Consider the following 16,879-nt stretch of genomic DNA (forward strand, 5'->3'; position numbering starts at 1 on the left):
CCGGGGACCTCAGGCCCCCGGCTCGCAAGATCGGATATTCTGGAGGGTGTCCCGGTGGCAGTGATTGCGACCCTCGACTCGCGTTCGAGAGCGGCGACGCGTGGCTGGACCGATCTGACCATCCGCAACGCTTTCATCTTCCCGACGATCATCTTCCTGATTGTCTTCAACATCTTTCCCTTGCTCTACTCACTCGGCTTGTCCTTTACCGAGTTCCGCGCGTCGCTGAACCAGCCGCCCGAATTCGTCGGCCTGCGGAACTATCGGGAACTGCTCTCCGATCCGGGAATCTGGGATAACTTCGTCATCACCGCCCAATATGTGATCGTCTCGGTCGGCGGTCAGATGATCGTGGGGTTCGGTCTGGCGCTGCTGCTCAATCGCAAGATGCCGTTCAAGGGGCTGGTCACCACGCTCTTGTTGCTGCCGATGATGCTATCGCCGGCGGTCGTCGGTCTGTTCTGGAAGCTGCTCTATGACCCGTCATGGGGGCCGATCAACTACGCACTCGGCCTTGGGAAGTTCGAGTGGCTGAGCCATCCGACCACCGCTCTGTTCGCCACGGCGCTGACCGACATCTGGATGTGGGCACCGTTTGTCATGTTGTTGTCACTGGCGGGCCTGTCGGCGGTGCCGCAGCACCTTTACGAAGCAGCCGAAATCGACCGTGCCAGCTCCTGGTACAAATTCACGCGCATCACCTTGCCGCTGGTAGCGCCACTCCTGATGATCGCGCTGATCTTCCGCACAATGGAAGCCTTCAAAACCTTCGACCTGCCCTTCGTGATGAGCACGGCCAGCGTCGAGACGGTCGCCATTCGACTTTACCAAATGGCTTTCCAAGGCTGGGACACCGGCCGATCCTCAGCGCTGGCTTACATCGTGCTGATCGTCGTTTTGGCGATAACCAACATTTACGTCAAATACCTCAACAAGGCCCGGGAGCGCTGAGATGGCCGCGGTCACCTCGCGTACGGAACGCATCGGCCATTCGATAGCGATCGTCGCAATCGTCATCGCAACGCTGATTTTCCTCGCGCCCATCCTGTGGATTACTTCGACTGCCTTCAAACCGCGTGCGGTCGCGACCTCTGTACCGCCGACAGTTCTGTTCCAGCCGGAGCTGACGCCGTTCATCAAGCTGTTTACTAAGCGGGTTCAGTTGCGGGAGCCCGTCGAACAGGAGGTCTACGACGCGGCGCCGTGGTGGGAACAAGCGATCTACGATGGCGGCGAGCGAGTCCTGAAGGTCGGCGGCAGTGTTCAGCCGAGCCAATACGGCAACCGGTTCATCAACAGCCTCATTGTGGCCGGCGTGTCGACGATCCTCGCCGTCGGCATGGGCACCTTAACCGCCTACGGATTCTCGCGATTTAAGATCGCCGGGCGCGATGATCTTCTGTTTTTCATCCTGTCGACGCGCATGTTGCCACCGATCGTTGTCGCGATCCCGATGTTCTTGATGTACCGAACGTTCAGCCTAACCGACACCCATCTGGGCCTGATTATCCTTTACACGGCATTCAATGTGTCCTTCGCCGTGTGGCTGATGAAGGGGTTCATGGACGAGATTCCCAAGGAATACGAGGAAGCGGCTTTGGTCGACGGCTATACGCGGATGCAGGCGTTCTTCAAGATCGTCTTGCCCGAAGCGACCACCGGCATCGCCGCGACCGCCGTGTTTAGCTTCATCATCGCCTGGAACGAATACGCGTTCGCCCTCATCCTGACGAATCGTAGAGCCCAGACGGCGCCGCCTTTCATCCCTTCCCAGATCGGTTCGGGCATCACCGACTGGACGGTGATCGCCGCAGGCACCGTTCTGTTCCTGCTGCCGGTCGCGATCTTCACCTTCGCACTCCGCGGTCACCTGCTGCGCGGCATCACCTTCGGCGCGATCCGGAAGTAGCTGATGACCTTTCCGCAGATCAGCGAGAAGTATCTCGAGCCGATCTCCATGTGGGTGATGATCGCGGGCATAGTCGCGTTGCTGCAACCATGGAGCTTGTTCTTCCACCGCTATGGGGTGACCATCATTCTGGTCGGCTTGGTCGGGTTTCTGGTCTTCTCTCACATCAAGCCGGCCCCCGGCGAAGGCGACGAGTGAGCCGCGTCGCCGATGGCTGAGATCGTACTGCAGGACATCGAGAAGTATTTCGGTGACAACTACGTCATCCGGAAACTGAACCTCACCATCGCGCACAAGGAATTCGTCGTGCTGCTGGGGCCCTCGGGGTGCGGCAAGACCACGACACTGCGCGCGATAGCGGGGCTCGAAACCGTTGACACCGGCGACATCAGGATCGACGGCAAGGCCGTGCAGGATCTGCGCGCGGCCGACCGCGATATCGCCTTCGTCTTCCAGCTTTTCGCGCTCTATCCGCACCTTACGGCCTACGACAACATCGCGTTTCCGCTCCGAGCGACCCGCGAGAGCAAAGCCGAGGTCGAAACCAAGGTCCGCCAGGTGGCGAAGGCCTTGAAGATCGAGCATCTCCTGAAACAGCGGCCGTCGGCCTTGTCGGGCGGCGACATGCAGCGCGTTGCTATCGGCCGAGCGCTGGTCCGGCGTCCCAAGGCGATGCTGATGGACGAACCGATCGGCGCGCTTGACGCCAAGCTGCGCGAGGATATGCGCTCCGAGTTGAAACGCCTCCACATCGAGAACGATTCAACCACCGTCTACGTCACCCACGATCAGGTCGAGGCGATGTCGCTCGCCGACCGGATCGCGATCATGAACGACGGCGTCCTGCAGCAGGTGGGAACCCCCACCGAGGTCTACCGGTATCCCGCCAACCTGTTCGTCGCCCAGTTCATCGGCAGTCCGGTGATGAACATCCTGCCGGCAACTGTGCGCGGGGAAGGGCCGCGGTCGGAGCTGGTGGTCGGTGAAGGCGCTGCGGCGTTTGACTTCCCGGGCGACTTGCCGAGGCGTCTGGCGGGGAAGCAACACCAATCGCTGACCGTTGGGGTACGACCCGAGGGTGTTATCGTCTTCACCGAGGAAGCACCCGGGACGATTCCGGTCGAAGCCCACATCATCGAGCCGTTGGGCGCCTACGATATCGTCGACTTTCAGATCGGCGGCCAGCTCCTGCGGGCACGAACGACCAGCGGCATGGTCAAACGCATCGGCGAGACCGTGTGGGCGCGTCTCGACGAGGCCCAGACCCACTTCTTCGACACCGGTTCCGGCGATTCCCTAGAGATCAGGCTTGGTGAGGGCCATGGCGCACATCAAGCTTGAGAATGTCACCAAGACCTATCCGGGTGCCAGGGCGCTGAGCGAGATGTCGCTTGATATCGCCGATGGCGAGTTCTTTGTACTGCTCGGACCGACGGGTGCGGGCAAGACGACCACGTTGCGGCTGATCGCCGGCCTAGACAAACCGACCGATGGCACCGTTCGCATCAACGGCGAGGATGTTGTCGACTGGACCGCGGCCCAGCGTGATATAGCGCTGGTGTTTCAGTACTACTCGCTCTATCCGCGCTACACCGTGCGACAGAACCTCGAGTTTCCTCTGAAGTCGAAGGTTCACAGCTACACCCAGTCGGAAATCGATACCCGCGTCGACTCGGCATCCAAGATACTCCGGATCGATCACCTGCTTGATCGCAAGACGGACAAGCTCTCCGGCGGCGAGATGCAGCGGGTGGCGATCGGACGCGCGATCGTTCGCGAGCCACGCGCGTTCCTGATGGACGAACCGCTGTCCAATCTCGATGCCAAGCTGCGCGAGTCGCTACGGTCCGAACTCAAGGACCTGCAGATGAAGCTCGGCGCCACGTTCCTGTTCGTCACCCACGATCAGATCGAGGCGATGTCGATGGGCGACAAGATCGGCGTGCTCAACCAAGGGCGCATCGAGCAGGTCGGCACGCCCCATCAGATCTACAACAACCCGCGTGACGTCTTTGTCGCCGGCTTCGTCGGTTCGCCGACAATGAACCTTGTCGATGGTACGCTCGCCGACGGCCGGGTGACGACGCTCGACGGCAAGCTCAGTGTGGCGCTAGGCGGTGAAACGGCGGCACAGGTCGATGGCTACAAGGGGCCGGCAACAATCGGCATCCGCGCCGAGGATGTCGCCGTCGGTCCCGAGGGCGAGGCGCAAGCCAAGGTCCACCACATTGAAAACCACGGTGTCGAGCAGATTCTGACGCTGCGGGTGGATGACCACTTGTTCAAGGCGACCACCCCGGCGACGTTCCGCACCAGAATCGAGGATTCGGTGCGGTTTTCCTGGGCCGCCGACAAGGTGCGCTGCTTCGATCCGGAAACTGGGATCAGTTTCGCCTATCGGAGCACCGAGGCGAGCTGACCTGCGATCGGAGGGCTCTCCGGTTCGAGCTGTCTCGTTCCGCCGACCCACGGGCGATGCTAACTTCGAAGCCTCGTCGGGAGAGCGTCGCGCTGTGACCGATTGGAGCATCGTTGAAGCTGGCGACGGGCTGAAGCCGATTTTTGTGAATCTCATACAGCTCTATCTTTATGACCTCGCGGCCGAGCTGGATTTCCCGATAGGCAGCGACGGTCGGTATCCGTACGACTACCTTGAGCGCTTTTGGCAGCACCCCTACTTGATCGAGGAGGACGGCGTGATCGTTGGCTTCGCTCTGGTGGTTGATGACTGTCCGCTCACCGGCAGGAGCCCCTGCAAATTCCTGGCCGAGTTCTTCATCCTGAAAGCCTACCGGCGCCGGGGCGCGGGGCGATGGTTCTTCGACGCCATTCGAGCGCGTCACCCCGGACCATGGCACGTCGGCGTGATCAGGCGGAACAAGGCCGCGATGACCTTCTGGCGCAAGTGCCTCGATGAGGAACCGAGCCTGGTTCGTTCAAACCATCGCTTCGAAGGCGAAGACTGGCTGGTCTATGCGTTCTCTGCTTGATACGATCTGAGACGGAGCCCTCTCGGTTCCGCGGCATGTGACCGCTTCTGTCCCCACTTCTGTACAAGCTCATAAGGGAAACGTCATGGACTACGTCAACCTTGGCGCGACCGGCCTCAAGGTCTCCCGGATCTGTCTCGGCACAATGACCTTCGGGTCGAGCCAATGGCGCGACTGGGTGCTCGATTACGACGACTCCAAACCGTTCTTCGCCCGCGCGATCGAAGCCGGCATAAACTTCTTTGATACAGCTGACATGTACTCACTCGGCGTCAGCGAGGAGGTGACCGGTCGGGCCCTGCGAGAGCTCGGTGTTCCGCGTCATCAGGTCGTGGTCGCCACCAAGGTCTACAATCCGATGGGCGAGGACCCCAACGAACGCGGCCTGTCGCGCAAGCACATCATGCACGCCATCGACGATTCGCTGCAGCGGCTCGGTATGGACTATGTCGACCTCTACCAGATCCATCGCTTCGACAAGGAAACGCCCATCGAGGAGACGCTTGAGGCGCTCACCGACGTGGTGCGCGCCGGCAAGGCGCTCTATATCGGCGCCTCGTCGATGTATGCGTGGCAGTTCGCCAAGATGCTCGAGGTCTCCGACCACAACGGGCTGTCGAAGTTCGTCGCCATGCAAAACCACTACAATCTGATCTACCGCGAGGAAGAGCGGGAGATGGTGCCGCTCTGTCTCGACCAGGGCGTCGGCCTCATTCCTTGGAGCCCTCTGGCGCGGGGTTTCCTCGCCGGGAACCGGAGCAAGGAAGGGCGCGGTGAGACCACTCGGGCCAAGTCCGACGCCTTCGCCCACCGCATGTACTACGAGGAGGACGACTTCCGCGTCGTCGATCGACTGACCGAGGTGGCTGCGGCGCGGGGCGCCAGCAATGCGCAGGTTGCACTGGCCTGGCTCCTGGCCAAGCCCGGTGTCACCGCACCGATCATTGGAGCCAGCAAGATGGCCCACCTCGACGAAGCCATCAGCGCGTTGGAGATCACGCTCAGCGATGAGGAGATCGCGGCGCTCGAGGAGCCCTACCGGCCCCATCCGGTGCTCGGGCACGGATAGCCGCGAGTGGCGGTCTCGATCCGACCGCTGGATGGAAGTAAAGTCGGAGCGTTATCCGCGTTGGCGCGATCCACATACGTGGAGTCGTTCGGGCACACGTTCACGCCCGAAGACCTGGCGGCCCATCTGGAGGCTCACCTCTCCGATTCGTACTTTCGCCAGGCGATCGAAGACGATTTCATCATGATTGCCGTCGCGGCCGAACGGATGGTCGGATTCATACAATGCGGACCGATCCGCCTGCCGGTCACGGATCATTCGCCGCGCGATCGGCAGATCCGTCGCCTCTACGTCGAGGCGGATCATCAGCGAACCGGGATCGGCACGGCCTTGCTGGATGCCGCGCTACGGCACCCGACGATGCGGATGACGCACCGGATCTATCTCGATGTCTGGGAAGGAAACGAACCGGCTCGCGCCTTCTACGAACGACACGGCTTTCGCGTCGTGGGCGCCCACCGCTTTGTCGTGGCCTCCGGCGTGGAGACCGATGACGAGTTGATCATGGTTCGGGACGGCGACCCGCCGGGTTGAGTCGGACGGCGATCGTCTCCGGCGCGTCCGGGCCGGATCCTCCGTCGCGCCATTTGCCCCGCCGGGCTTTCTTCCCTATCGTCCGCCGCCGTCGCTTGAACGACGCGGTGAGGAGAAGCATCCGGAATGGCAGATATCGGTCTCGTGGGTCTTGGCGTCATGGGCGCCAACCTCGCACTCAACATGGCGGAGAAGGGTTACTCCGTCGCCGTCTACAATCGCACCACCGAGAAGACGGATGCGTTTGTCGCCAATGCCGGAAGCCTTGCCGAGAAGCTCACGCCTTGCCGAACGCTGACCGCGCTGGCTGAGGCCGTCGATCCGCCGAAGCCGGTTGTGATCATGGTCAAGGCCGGCGAGGCCGTCGATCAGCAGGCCGAAATCCTCGCCGATCATCTGAGCGACGGGGACATCCTCATCGACGCCGGCAACGCTAACTTTCGCGATACCCGGCGGCGGGTTCGGGTTTACGCCGAACGCAACATCGACTTCCTCGGCGTTGGCGTTTCGGGTGGCGAGGAAGGTGCCCGCCACGGGCCGTCGGTCATGGCCGGTGGCGATCCGAAGGCCTGGGCGCGCGTGGAAGCGATCTTCACCGCAATCTCGGCCAAGTTCCAGGGCGAGCCCTGTGCCGCTTTGGTCGGTCCCGAGGGCGCGGGCCATTTCGTCAAGACCATCCACAACGGTATCGAATATGCCGACATGCAGATGATCGCCGAGATCTACGGCATCATGCGTGACGGGCTGGGGCTACCGGCGGAGGAAATGGCCGGGATCTTCGAGGCCTGGAACGGCGGCCCGCTGCAGTCCTACCTCATCGAGATCACCGCTGACGTGTTGGGCACCGCGGACCCGAAGACCGGCAAGCCGATCGTTGACGTGATTCTCGATACCGCGGGGCAGAAGGGAACCGGACGCTGGTCGGTGATCGAGGCGCAGGATCTCGGTGCACCGGCGACGGTGATCGAGGCGGCCGTGGCGGCGCGGAACCTCTCTTCCCGCAAGGAACAACGGGTTGCCGACGAAGCCTTATTCGGCCCGGCGCCGCGCAAGATGGACGGGGCCTTGGGTGGGCGCGACGGAGCGATGGTCGTCCTCGAAGAAGCGATGCTCGCCGGCAAGATCGCGGCCTACGCCCAAGGCTTCGCGGTGATGGACAAGGCGTCCGAGGCTTTCGAATGGAACTTGCCACTCGGGACAGTCGCCAAGATTTGGCGGGCCGGCTGCATCATCCGCTCCAGTTTCCTTGACGATATCGCCAAGACCTACGAGTCGGATGGCGCGGTCGGCAATCTTATGACCGCCGAACCGTTCACCGGCATGCTGAAGGCGACGCAGGCGAGTCTCAGGCGCGTGGTCGCCGAAGCGTCGCTAAAGGGGATCCCGGTTCCTGCCCTCTCGTCGGCGCTCGCTTACTTCGACTTTTCTCGCACGGCGCGATCGACCGCTGACCTGACGCAGGCGCAGCGGGATTTTTTTGGCGCCCATGGCTTCGAGCGGATCGACGAACCGGGCAAGGAGGCACACGGCCCCTGGTCGGGAACCAGTTAGCCGGCTGAGCGCCGTCGCCAGTTGAAAACAGGAAATTCGGGGGGAGCACGTGACCGTCCACAAGATTGGGATCATCGGGCTTGGTAAGATCACCATGGACCAGCACGTTCCGGTGATCGCCGCCAATCCGGCATTTGAGTTGGTCGCAGCGTCGAGCCAACGTGGCATCGAAGTCGAAGGAGCACGGACGTTTCGCACGCCGGCCGAAATGTACACTGCGATGCCGGAGCTGGACGCGGTCGCGGTCTGTACGCCCCCACAGGTGCGTCACGCCTTCGCCCGCGAAGCACTCGGTGTCGGCAAGCATGTCCTTCTGGAGAAGCCGCCGGCTGCAACGGTGAGCGAGCTCGACGACCTCGACGCTTTCGCAGACCAAGAGAAGCGCGTTCTTTTCACGACCTGGCATTCGCAATACAACGCCGCGGTGGTTCACACCCGCGAACTTCTGTCTCGGCACAAGGTCAAGAAGATGGCGGTGACCTGGAAGGAGGATGTTCGTCATTGGCATCCCGGCCAGAAATGGATCTGGGCGGCCGGCGGTTTCGGTGTGTTCGATCCGGGTATCAACGCCTTGTCGATCGTAACCACCATCCTGCCCGATCCAATCTTCGTTCGGTCCGCTGACCTGACCTTTCCAAGCAATTGCGATGCGCCGATTGCGGCCTCGCTGACGTTCGGTTCCAACGTACCGAACAGCGAGCTGTCGGCCGAGTTCGACTGGCGGCAAACGGGCCCGCAGACCTGGGATATCGAAATCGAAACGGATGAGGGCACCGAGCTCAAGCTCTCGCTCGGTGGGTCGCGGTTGGAAGTGAATGGCGTGCTCGACGTGGAGCGGCCATCGGCCGAGTACACTGATATCTACGATCGCTTCGCCGAGCTGCTGCGAGAGCGTCGCTCGCTGGTCGACGGTGCCCCGCTGCGGCTGGTTTCCGACGCCTTCCTCGTCGGCCGCCGATTGACCACCGAACCGTTTCACGACTGAGGTACCTGGGGCCGCGGCGGCTCACTTGACTGGCATGTCAGATGGCGACAGTAAATCGGTTGGAGGTTCGGGTAACCTTCGACGGAGGTCAGTGTGAGTGACAACGGCCGCGGGCGGGCCACGATCCGGTCGATTGCCAGGGAAACCGGGCTGTCGATCGCGACCGTTTCGCGTGCGCTGCAGGAGTCGCCTTCGGTGCGCGCCGAGACCATCAGCACTGTGCTCGCGGCGGCCGAGCGGCTCGGCTACCGCCGCAATCCCGCCGGCGCCGGCCTGCGCACCGGACGGACCGAGACGATTTGTCTGGTGATGCAGGTCGCGGCATCCGGTGACATGCTCGGCGATGTCGGCGCGCTGCAACTGATCACAGGAGCCAATCGGCGGCTCGCCGGGAGCGGTTACAACCTCAACCTTGTGCCGGTCCCGCCGCAGGACGATCCGCTGGAGGCGTTGAATGGTGTGGTTCGACGCGGCAATTTCGACGGCATCGTCCTGTCTTCGACGAAGCCGGATGATGCGCGTGTCCGCTTCCTCGACAGCCGTGGCATTCCATTTGTCACGTTCGGCCGCACTGAGTTGCCGTTCGAGCATGCTTACTACGACGTTGACAATGCAGACTTCGTGTACCGCGCCGCCCGTTTGCTAATCGAGCGGGGTGCGCGGCGGATTGGCGTGTTCATTCCGCCGCCGGAACTCGCATTCAGCCAGCATCGGGTCGCTGGATTACGCCGTGCCTTGCGCGAGGCGGGTCTGTCGTTCGAGGAGGCCGGCGTTCTGCTCACCGACAACGAAGTGTCGCTAGTCGGCGATCCCAATCGACTGCCCGGAAACGGGAAGGCGCCGGACGGATATATCTGTGGCCGGGAGATTGCGGCGCTGGCCGTGCTCCGCGGGCTGCAGAATGCGGGGCTGGAGGTCGGCGAAGAGGTTCACGTCGTCACCATGGAAACCTCGAACCTTCCGGACCTTTTCCCAGCCGCCGTGCCGGGGTTCTTTCAGGACCTCGAAAGGGCGGGATTCATTCTGGCGGATTTCGTGCTACGTCGGCTAACCGGTACGCCGGCAGCCGCCCTGCAACAAGTCGAGACCATGGCTTTGCGTGAGCGGCCATCGGCGCGGCGAATACCGCGCCTGATGGAATCAGGCTGACTTCTACCTCGTACCTCGCCGCTCGAATTGCGATTCGGCGGAGTTCTGCAAGCTGAGGGAATCATGACGCGAACCGTATTGTGCTACGGCGACTCCAACACTTGGGGTGCGGCGACCGTGCCCCGTCCCGACGATCGTTATGCAATCGACGAACGTTGGCCCGGGGTTCTGCGGGTGGAGCTCGGCGCCGGGTGGCTGGTGCTGGAGGAAGGGCTGAACGGCCGCACGACGGTGAGCGACGACCCCGTCGAGGGTCCGGAGAAGAATGGCCGGCGATACCTGGCGCCGTGTCTGCAGACCCACCGCCCCTTGGACCTGGTGATCATCAAGCTCGGCACGAATGACCTCAAGGCGCGTTTCTCCAAGTCGGCATGGGAAGTCGCCGCCGGGGTTGGGGCGCTGGTCGATCTCACGCTGGCTGCCGGAGCGGGACGCGATGGCGGCGCGCCGGGGGTGCTCGTGGTCGCCCCGGCGCCGACCCAGGCAACGCTGCCGTTTCACACTGAGATGTTCGCTGGCGCTTATGAGAAATCGATGGAATTCGCCAATCGCTATCGCGCGATGACGGAGGAGCGCGGTGTCGACTTTTTCGACGCCGGCTCGGTGATCGAATCGAGCCGGTACGACGGCTTCCATCTCGATCCGGACGCCCACGTGGCGTTGGGTCAAGCACTGGCGGCTGAAGCCAAACGAATCGTCGGCTAGGGCGCGACCAGGATAGCGCGAAAATCGTTGACGTTGGTCAGCGTCGGCCCGGTGACCACCAGATCGCCGAGCGCGGCAAACAGGCTGTAGCAGTCGTTGTCGGCCAGCGCGGCGGCGATATCCTGTTCCGCGGCGCGGGCACGCCGGAGCGTATCGGGCGTTACGATGGCGCCGGCATTGTCCTCGCTCCCATCAATGCCATCGGTGTCCGCGGCGAGGGCGTAGATCTCGGGCGCGCCGGCGACGCCAACGGCAAACCCTGTCAAGAACTCGACGTTCCGCCCGCCGCGTCCGTTGCCCTGTACGGTCACTGTCGTCTCCCCGCCTGACAGAAGAACAGCGGGCGGTGCGATGGGATGACCGTGCCGCGCCGTGGACAGCGTGATCCCGGCAAAGGTGCGTCCGACCTCCCGCGCTTCGCCCTCAATCGCATCGCCTAGGATCGTTGACGTCACCCCCTCGGCGCGCGCGACCTGGGCAGCCGCCTCGAGGCTGGCAATCGGCGAAGCGATGATGGTCGCGGTCGACCGCGACAAGCGCTCGTCACCCGGTTTCGGGGTCTCGTCGACGGCGGCTTCGAGGTATGCGGCGACCGCGGTCGGCGGGGTGATGGCGTACTGCGAAAGGACCGTGCGGGCGTTGGCGAAGGTGCTGGGATCGGCCACAGTTGGGCCGGAGGCGATGGAACTCAGGTCGTCGCCCGGCACGTCCGAGATCACCAGGCTCACTATCCTGGCGGGATAAGCCGCAGCGGCCAGGCGCCCGCCCTTGATGGCGGACAAGTGCTTGCGGACGGCGTTCATTGCGACGATGTCCGCTCCCGAGGCGAGCAGGGCTTGGTTCACCGACTGGACATCTTCGAGGGAGAGCGCGGGTGGTGGCAAGGTGAGCAAAGCCGACCCACCGCCGGAGATAAGGCAAAGCACAAGATCGTCGGGACCGGCCTCCTGCGCCAGCGCCAGGATGCGCCGGGCCGCGTCGCGACCGCGGGCGTCCGGAACCGGATGGGATGCTTCGACGATCTCAATCCGATCGCACGTGACTCCGTGGCCGGTACGGGTGACGACCAGGCCGTCCAGCGGCCCGGACCAGTGCTCCTCAACCGCGCGGGCCATGGCGGCCGAGGCCTTGCCGGCGCCGATGACGATGGTGCGGCCGCGCGGCGGCTCGGGCAGATGCGGCGGAACGACAATCGCCGGGCGGGCCGCGGCGACGGCGGCATCGAACAGCCGGATCAGAAAGGCCCGTGGGTCGTCGACCACTCCGGTCATTGCCGGAGGGTGCGCGAGGCGTGGATGATGCCGTTGAGTTCCGCCAGTCCCTTGAGGCGTCCGACATAGGAATAGCCGGGGTTGGCGTTGCGCACCGGATCGCCGGCGAGCAGATGGCCATGGTCGGGGCGCATCGGGATGCGACTGTCCGGTCGGCCTTCTGCGTCGCGCTGATCCTCCTCGTCGAGAACGGCACCGACGACGGCGACCATATCGGTGCTACCCTCCAGGTGCTCGGCCTCATAGAAGACGCCGGGCGCATCGATGGTGACATTGCGCAGATGAAGGAAGTTGATCCGCGGCGCGAAGGTTCGCACCATCTCGGGCACGTCGTTGTCGGCCCGCGACCCGTATGAACCGGCGCACAAGGTGAGCCCGTTGGCGCGACTGTCATAGGCATCGAGGATCGTGGCGGCATCGGCCGCGGTCGAGACGATCCGCGGTAGTCCGAACAAGGGGATCGGCGGGTCGTCGGGGTGAATGCCGAGACGAATCCCGTGTTCGTCGGCAACGGGAACGACCTCGTTGAGGAATTCGGTCAGGCTCTGCAGCAGTTCGTTCGCCTCCATGCGATCGTAGACCGCCAGCAGGTCGAGGAAGGCGGCCCGGTCGTAGGCGAAGTCGGAGCCCGGCAGGCCGGCGAGGATGATGCGCTCGAGCTCATCCTGGCGGTCGGGCGGCATCGCCTCGTAACGCTCCTCGGCGTCGGCCAGCACACCGTCCGTGTAGCTCGACGCCGCATCCTGGCGCTGGAGGACGAAAACGTCATAGGCGGCGAAGTCAACGATATCAAAGCGGAGCGCTTCGCCCGACGACAGCGGCCAGGCGAGATCGGTACGCGTCCAGTCGACGATCGGCATGAAGTTGTAGCAGACCGTGTCGATGCCGGCGCGGCCGATCGCAGCAAGGGTCTCTTTCCAGACGTCGATGTCGTGGCGCCAGGTGTCCGTCCGCGCCTTGATCGCATTGGTCACCGGGATGCTCTCGACCACTGACCACTGCAAACCGGCTGTCTCGATCAGCGCCTTTCGCTCGGCGATCGCCTCGTCGGTCCACACCGTGCCTCCGGGGATCTGGTGAAGCGCGCTTACGATCCCGGTCGCGCCGGCTTCGCGGACATGGCTTAAGGGGATCGGATCATCCGGCCCAAACCAACGCCAGGTCTTCTCCATCCGGTCTACTCCATTTCCCAGCGCCAGGGCGGATCGGCGCCCGGTCGCGAAGCGGTGACGGCGGCGGCTTTCGCCGCAAAGGAAAGCAGGCTGCCGAGTTCCGCTTCCGAGAGGTCGGCGACGCCGGACTTGGTCAAGAGCCGGTTGGTCCGCAACCATGACAGGATCGCGGCTGAAAACGTATCGCCGGCGCCGATGGTATCAGCGACATCGACCGCGACGCCGGCGACCGATGCCGATCCGGAGGTCGTGATCGCTGTAGCGCCCTCGGCGCCCCGGGTCAGGATCGCAAGCTTGACGCCACGGTCCAGCCAATCGCTGGCGATCGTCTCGAAGGACCGATCCGGTGCGAGCCACTCCAGATCGTCGTCGCTGCACTTGATGATGTCGGTCATCTCCACCATCCGGTCGATGCGGGCGAGATAGCCGTCGCGGTTCTTGATCAGGGATGGGCGGACATTGGGATCGAGGCAGATGACGCGAAAAGGGCTCTCGTTCCGCATCAGCGTCTCGTAGGTCGAGCCTCCCGGCTCGGCCATCAGGCTGATCGATCCGAAATGCATCGCTTCAACCTCTTTCGGTACCGCCGGCAGATCGTCTGCAGCGAGCATTCGGCCGGCCGAGCCTTCGTCGAAGAAGGCATATTGAGCCTGACCATCGGTCAGCGTCACGAAGGCCAGGGTGGTCGGCCGTTCGCTGAAGATGCTGAGTGAGGTGTCGACATGGCTGGCGCGAAGCGTTTCAACCAAGCTGGTACCGAAGAAATCCTGTGACAGGCCGCTCAGGAATCCGGTCGGTTCGCCCAGCCGACCTAATGCGATCGCCACGTTGAAGACGGACCCGCCGGGGAAGGGCTGGAACACGGCGGTCCCGTCGGTCCCCTCACGCGGCAGGAAATCGATCAGCGCCTCGCCACTGCAAACAATCATGCGTCCTCCCAATGTCTCACGGCGCACTCGCTTAGCAAATGCGGCTTAGATTGTCTCTTTGAACAAGACGTCCCGGTCGCGCGAGAAATTGGCGAGCAACGGCAAACAGGCCCCGCCGATGGCGCGTGCGCCGCTGCCGATGCTTCCCTCGACCACCTCGAACGAGGACAGTCCTTGCAGGTCGAACCGTTCGACGTTGTCTCCGAGGGCAGAAACGATACGCTTACGCACGGATGTCGGAAAAGCACCGTCGACGATGACGGCCGGGAAATCGATAACGGTCGCCGCGGCCACGGCCGCGTAGGCGAGACTCGCCGCCACCTCCTCGATCCATATCTCGAGCGTAGACCCCAAATCGCCCCAATCGTCCGGCGATCGCCAGAGAACCGAAGGATCAATGCCTGCTTCCGTCAGGCGGTTTTGCAGCACATAGATGGAGGCGTGCCGAATAAGCTGCGTCGGTTGCGAGCCTTCGGGGCAAGCGATCGGCATCGAACCGACGGCACCGGCGTTCCCACGACTTCCTGCATAGAGATTGCCGTCGAGCACTACACCGCCGCCAACGAATGAACCGACGAAGAAGTAAAGGAAGTCGAGGAAATGGCGTGGGTTGCCGAGCACGAGCTCGGCACCGCAGGCGGCGGTCGCGTCATTGCATAGCGAAACCGGCCAGGGACAGTGTTCGGTGATTTCCTCGAGGATGGAGAAATCGCGCCATTGATCGAGAACGGCGCGCGGCGCTCCGATCTCCTCCTCCCAGTTCCACAACTCGAATGGCGCCGCGATCCCCAGGCCCGCGATGCGGTCGCGAAGCTCCTCGGGAAGCGTCTGAATCAGGCTCTCAACATCGCTTCCGCAATAGCCGAGAATCGCCTGCGGAGTCGGGTAGTCGAACGTGTCGTGCAAGGCACCGCGGACCGTCCCGACGAGGTCCATGAGAACCAGATCGCTGCTGCGCCGGCCGATCTTGAGGCCCAGGGAGAAAGCGCCGTCAGGATTGAGTGCGAACGGAACCGAGGGTTGACCGATCCGGCCGCGCCTGCGGTCCAGTTTGGTGACCAGCCCATCGGCTTCGAGCTGGCGCATGATCAACGTGATGGTTTGCGGCGACAGCCTGGTGAGGCGTGCGATGTCGGCTTTGGGGAGATTGCCATGGCGGCGGATCAGGGACAGGACGAGCCGCTCGTTGTAGAGACGAACGCCGCTCTGATTGGTCCCCCGTGATACGTCGGCTGTTCGTGGCCGGGTGGCCTGTTCGACGACGCTTGCGGTCCGCGCGGGATCCTTAGGATCCGCCGGTTTTCTCATCGTTCGCCTCGTGGCTCAGGCGCTTCCGGTCCCGGTGCAATCGTTTTCTCTACGATGCGTCGACGTTCTGATCGAGTCAATAAGTAAATCCACTCGATTTAGTATTGACTCTCGACAGCGCATTGGTATGTCGTTTGCGGGCGCTCAGCACTGAAAGCCGTGCTTCATGCGGTTTTGTGAAGTCGCGATAAGCCTGCTCGGGTGCTGCGTGCGCAGTAATTAAGGGAGGAAGATGTGCAAATTCGATCCGTATTAGTGAAGTCCTGTCTTGCCGGCGCCATCGCGTTTGGTATTGGCGGAAGTGTCCCGGCCTTCGCTGACGATGTTATCGTGGGCCTGATCACAAAGACCGAAGGCAACCCGTTCTTCGTGAAGATGCGCGAAGGCGCGCAGGAAAAGGCCGGAGAACTTGGTCTCGAACTGCGAACCTTCGCCGGTGACTTCGACGGCGACAATGAGAGCCAGATCGCGGCCATCGAAAGCCTGATCGCCGCCGGGGCCAAAGGCTTCGCCATCGTCCCGAGCGACTCCAGCGCGATCGTGCCGACCATCCAGCAGGCCCGCGATTCCGGCCTTCTGGTCATCGTTCTCGACACGCCGCTCGATCCGATCGATGCCGCCGACTACACCTTCGCCACGGACAACCGCGAAGCCGGCCGGCTGATCGGCGCCTGGGCCCTCGGCACCATGGGCGATGATGCCGCCAACGCCAAAATCGCCATGCTCGACCTCGCGGTGAACCAGCCGACAGTCGATTTTCTCCGCGATCAGGGCTTCATGCAGGGCTTCGGCATCGACGTGAAGGACCCCAACGTCTACGGCGATGAAGACGATCCGCGCATCTGCGGCCATGAAATGACCGGCGGTGCCGAGGAAGGCGGGCGGACAGCGATGGAAACGCTGCTGCAGCGCTGCCCTGACATCAATGTCGTTTACACCATTAACGAGCCGGCAGCCGCCGGCGCTTGGGAAGCGCTGAAGTCGGTCGGCAAGGACGACGGCTCGGTGCTGGTCGTTTCGATCGACGGCGGTTGCCCAGGTGTCACCAATGTCCGCGAGGGCATCATCGGTGCCACCTCGCAACAGTATCCGCACCGGATGGCGTCGATGGCGCTCGAGACCATCGCCAAGTTCGCCGAAACCGGCGACAAGCCACCGATGGTCACCCAAGGGCTTGATTTCTTCGATACCGGCGCGACGCTGATCACCGACCGGCCGGTCGATGGCGTTCCGTCGATCGACACCGAAGAGGGCCTTGCGCTCTGCTGGGGTTGATCCCGTAGCCGACTAACGGCGTAATAGGCGGT

The 16,879-nt window shown here is 63.1% G+C and carries 17 protein-coding genes; 13 read left to right on the forward strand and 4 right to left on the reverse strand.

Going from position 1 to position 16,879, the window contains the following annotated elements:
* The first annotated feature begins 54 nt into the window (after positions 1–54).
* From ACO076_RS06180 to ACO076_RS06235, 12 genes are all read left to right on the forward strand, one after another.
* Positions 55–951 (forward strand): carbohydrate ABC transporter permease, encoded by an 897-nt coding sequence (locus ACO076_RS06180; protein WP_421725849.1) that lies wholly within the window; start codon positions 55–57, stop codon positions 949–951.
* Between the two features lies 1 nt (position 952).
* Positions 953–1,909: a carbohydrate ABC transporter permease gene (locus ACO076_RS06185; RefSeq protein WP_421725850.1), complete on the forward strand. Its 957-nt coding sequence runs from the start codon at positions 953–955 to the stop codon at positions 1,907–1,909.
* 3 nt (positions 1,910–1,912) lie between these two features.
* A complete protein-coding gene (locus tag ACO076_RS06190) occupies positions 1,913–2,107 on the forward strand; it encodes a hypothetical protein (RefSeq protein ID WP_421725851.1) in 195 nt (64 codons plus the stop codon).
* Between the two features lie 12 nt (positions 2,108–2,119).
* A complete protein-coding gene (locus ACO076_RS06195; RefSeq protein WP_421725852.1) occupies positions 2,120–3,250 on the forward strand; it encodes an ABC transporter ATP-binding protein in 1,131 nt (376 codons plus the stop codon).
* Positions 3,231–4,328, forward strand: a complete 1,098-nt coding sequence (locus ACO076_RS06200; protein ID WP_421725853.1) for an ABC transporter ATP-binding protein — start codon at positions 3,231–3,233, stop codon at positions 4,326–4,328. The genes ACO076_RS06195 and ACO076_RS06200 overlap by 20 nt, the downstream gene beginning before the upstream one ends.
* Before the next feature lie 94 nt (positions 4,329–4,422).
* Positions 4,423–4,899 carry a GNAT family N-acetyltransferase gene (locus ACO076_RS06205; protein ID WP_421725854.1) on the forward strand — a complete coding sequence of 159 codons (477 nt, stop codon included), beginning with the start codon at positions 4,423–4,425 and terminating at the stop codon, positions 4,897–4,899.
* 85 nt (positions 4,900–4,984) lie between these two features.
* Entirely contained in the window at positions 4,985–5,968 is a 984-nt protein-coding gene (locus tag ACO076_RS06210; protein ID WP_421725855.1) for an aldo/keto reductase, read from the forward strand.
* Positions 5,969–5,974: 6 nt separating this feature from the next.
* The gene (locus ACO076_RS06215; RefSeq protein ID WP_421725856.1) at positions 5,975–6,502 is read left to right on the forward strand and encodes a GNAT family N-acetyltransferase; all 528 of its coding nucleotides are present in this window, start codon (positions 5,975–5,977) and stop codon (positions 6,500–6,502) included.
* 126 nt (positions 6,503–6,628) lie between these two features.
* Entirely contained in the window at positions 6,629–8,053 is a 1,425-nt protein-coding gene (gene gndA, locus ACO076_RS06220) for an NADP-dependent phosphogluconate dehydrogenase (RefSeq protein WP_421725857.1), read from the forward strand.
* Positions 8,054–8,102: 49 nt separating this feature from the next.
* Complete coding sequence (locus tag ACO076_RS06225; RefSeq protein ID WP_421725858.1) at positions 8,103–9,038, forward strand: Gfo/Idh/MocA family protein; 936 nt, start codon at positions 8,103–8,105, stop codon at positions 9,036–9,038.
* A gap of 93 nt (positions 9,039–9,131) precedes the next feature.
* Positions 9,132–10,187 carry a LacI family transcriptional regulator gene (locus ACO076_RS06230; protein ID WP_421725859.1) on the forward strand — a complete coding sequence of 352 codons (1,056 nt, stop codon included), beginning with the start codon at positions 9,132–9,134 and terminating at the stop codon, positions 10,185–10,187.
* 63 nt (positions 10,188–10,250) lie between these two features.
* Complete coding sequence (locus tag ACO076_RS06235; RefSeq protein WP_421725860.1) at positions 10,251–10,892, forward strand: SGNH/GDSL hydrolase family protein; 642 nt, start codon at positions 10,251–10,253, stop codon at positions 10,890–10,892.
* Here the strand turns inward: ACO076_RS06235 and ACO076_RS06240 are convergent.
* The 4 genes from ACO076_RS06240 to ACO076_RS06255 are packed head-to-tail and all read right to left on the reverse strand — an operon-like array spanning position 10,889 to position 15,572.
* Entirely contained in the window at positions 10,889–12,163 is a 1,275-nt protein-coding gene (locus tag ACO076_RS06240) for a glycerate kinase type-2 family protein (protein WP_421725861.1), read from the reverse strand. The genes ACO076_RS06235 and ACO076_RS06240 overlap by 4 nt on opposite strands.
* On the reverse strand, positions 12,160–13,335 hold the full coding sequence (gene uxuA, locus ACO076_RS06245; protein WP_421725862.1) for a mannonate dehydratase: 1,176 nt from the start codon (positions 13,333–13,335) through the stop codon (positions 12,160–12,162). Before uxuA ends, ACO076_RS06240 begins: the two co-directional genes overlap by 4 nt.
* A 5-nt stretch (positions 13,336–13,340) precedes the next feature.
* Complete coding sequence (locus ACO076_RS06250; RefSeq protein WP_421725863.1) at positions 13,341–14,264, reverse strand: carbohydrate kinase family protein; 924 nt, start codon at positions 14,262–14,264, stop codon at positions 13,341–13,343.
* A 45-nt stretch (positions 14,265–14,309) separates the two neighbouring features.
* The gene (locus tag ACO076_RS06255; RefSeq protein ID WP_421725864.1) at positions 14,310–15,572 is read right to left on the reverse strand and encodes an ROK family transcriptional regulator; all 1,263 of its coding nucleotides are present in this window, start codon (positions 15,570–15,572) and stop codon (positions 14,310–14,312) included.
* A 240-nt stretch (positions 15,573–15,812) separates the two neighbouring features.
* Here ACO076_RS06255 and ACO076_RS06260 point away from each other — a divergent pair, with 240 nt between their 5' ends.
* Positions 15,813–16,847 (forward strand): sugar ABC transporter substrate-binding protein, encoded by a 1,035-nt coding sequence (locus ACO076_RS06260; RefSeq protein WP_421726684.1) that lies wholly within the window; start codon positions 15,813–15,815, stop codon positions 16,845–16,847.
* The last annotated feature ends 32 nt before the right edge of the window (positions 16,848–16,879 follow it).

The sequence above is a fragment of the Bauldia sp. genome (assembly GCF_965232525.1).
Classification (GTDB): domain Bacteria; phylum Pseudomonadota; class Alphaproteobacteria; order Rhizobiales; family Kaistiaceae; genus Bauldia.

What these genes read in the sequence shown, in the direction of transcription:
- ACO076_RS06185 (WP_421725850.1), top strand. Translation starts at nt 953, where the DNA reads ATGGCCGCGGTCACCTCGCGTACGGAACGCATCGGCCATTCGATAGCG.
- ACO076_RS06190 (WP_421725851.1), top strand. Translation starts at nt 1,913, where the DNA reads ATGACCTTTCCGCAGATCAGCGAGAAGTATCTCGAGCCGATCTCCATG.
- ACO076_RS06195 (WP_421725852.1), top strand. Translation starts at nt 2,120, where the DNA reads ATGGCTGAGATCGTACTGCAGGACATCGAGAAGTATTTCGGTGACAAC.
- ACO076_RS06200 (WP_421725853.1), top strand. Translation starts at nt 3,231, where the DNA reads ATGGCGCACATCAAGCTTGAGAATGTCACCAAGACCTATCCGGGTGCC.
- ACO076_RS06210 (WP_421725855.1), top strand. Translation starts at nt 4,985, where the DNA reads ATGGACTACGTCAACCTTGGCGCGACCGGCCTCAAGGTCTCCCGGATC.
- gndA (WP_421725857.1), top strand. Translation starts at nt 6,629, where the DNA reads ATGGCAGATATCGGTCTCGTGGGTCTTGGCGTCATGGGCGCCAACCTC.
- ACO076_RS06235 (WP_421725860.1), top strand. Translation starts at nt 10,251, where the DNA reads ATGACGCGAACCGTATTGTGCTACGGCGACTCCAACACTTGGGGTGCG.
- ACO076_RS06240 (WP_421725861.1), bottom strand. Translation starts at nt 12,163, where the DNA reads ATGACCGGAGTGGTCGACGACCCACGGGCCTTTCTGATCCGGCTGTTC.
- uxuA (WP_421725862.1), bottom strand. Translation starts at nt 13,335, where the DNA reads ATGGAGAAGACCTGGCGTTGGTTTGGGCCGGATGATCCGATCCCCTTA.
- ACO076_RS06250 (WP_421725863.1), bottom strand. Translation starts at nt 14,264, where the DNA reads ATGATTGTTTGCAGTGGCGAGGCGCTGATCGATTTCCTGCCGCGTGAG.
- ACO076_RS06255 (WP_421725864.1), bottom strand. Translation starts at nt 15,572, where the DNA reads ATGAGAAAACCGGCGGATCCTAAGGATCCCGCGCGGACCGCAAGCGTC.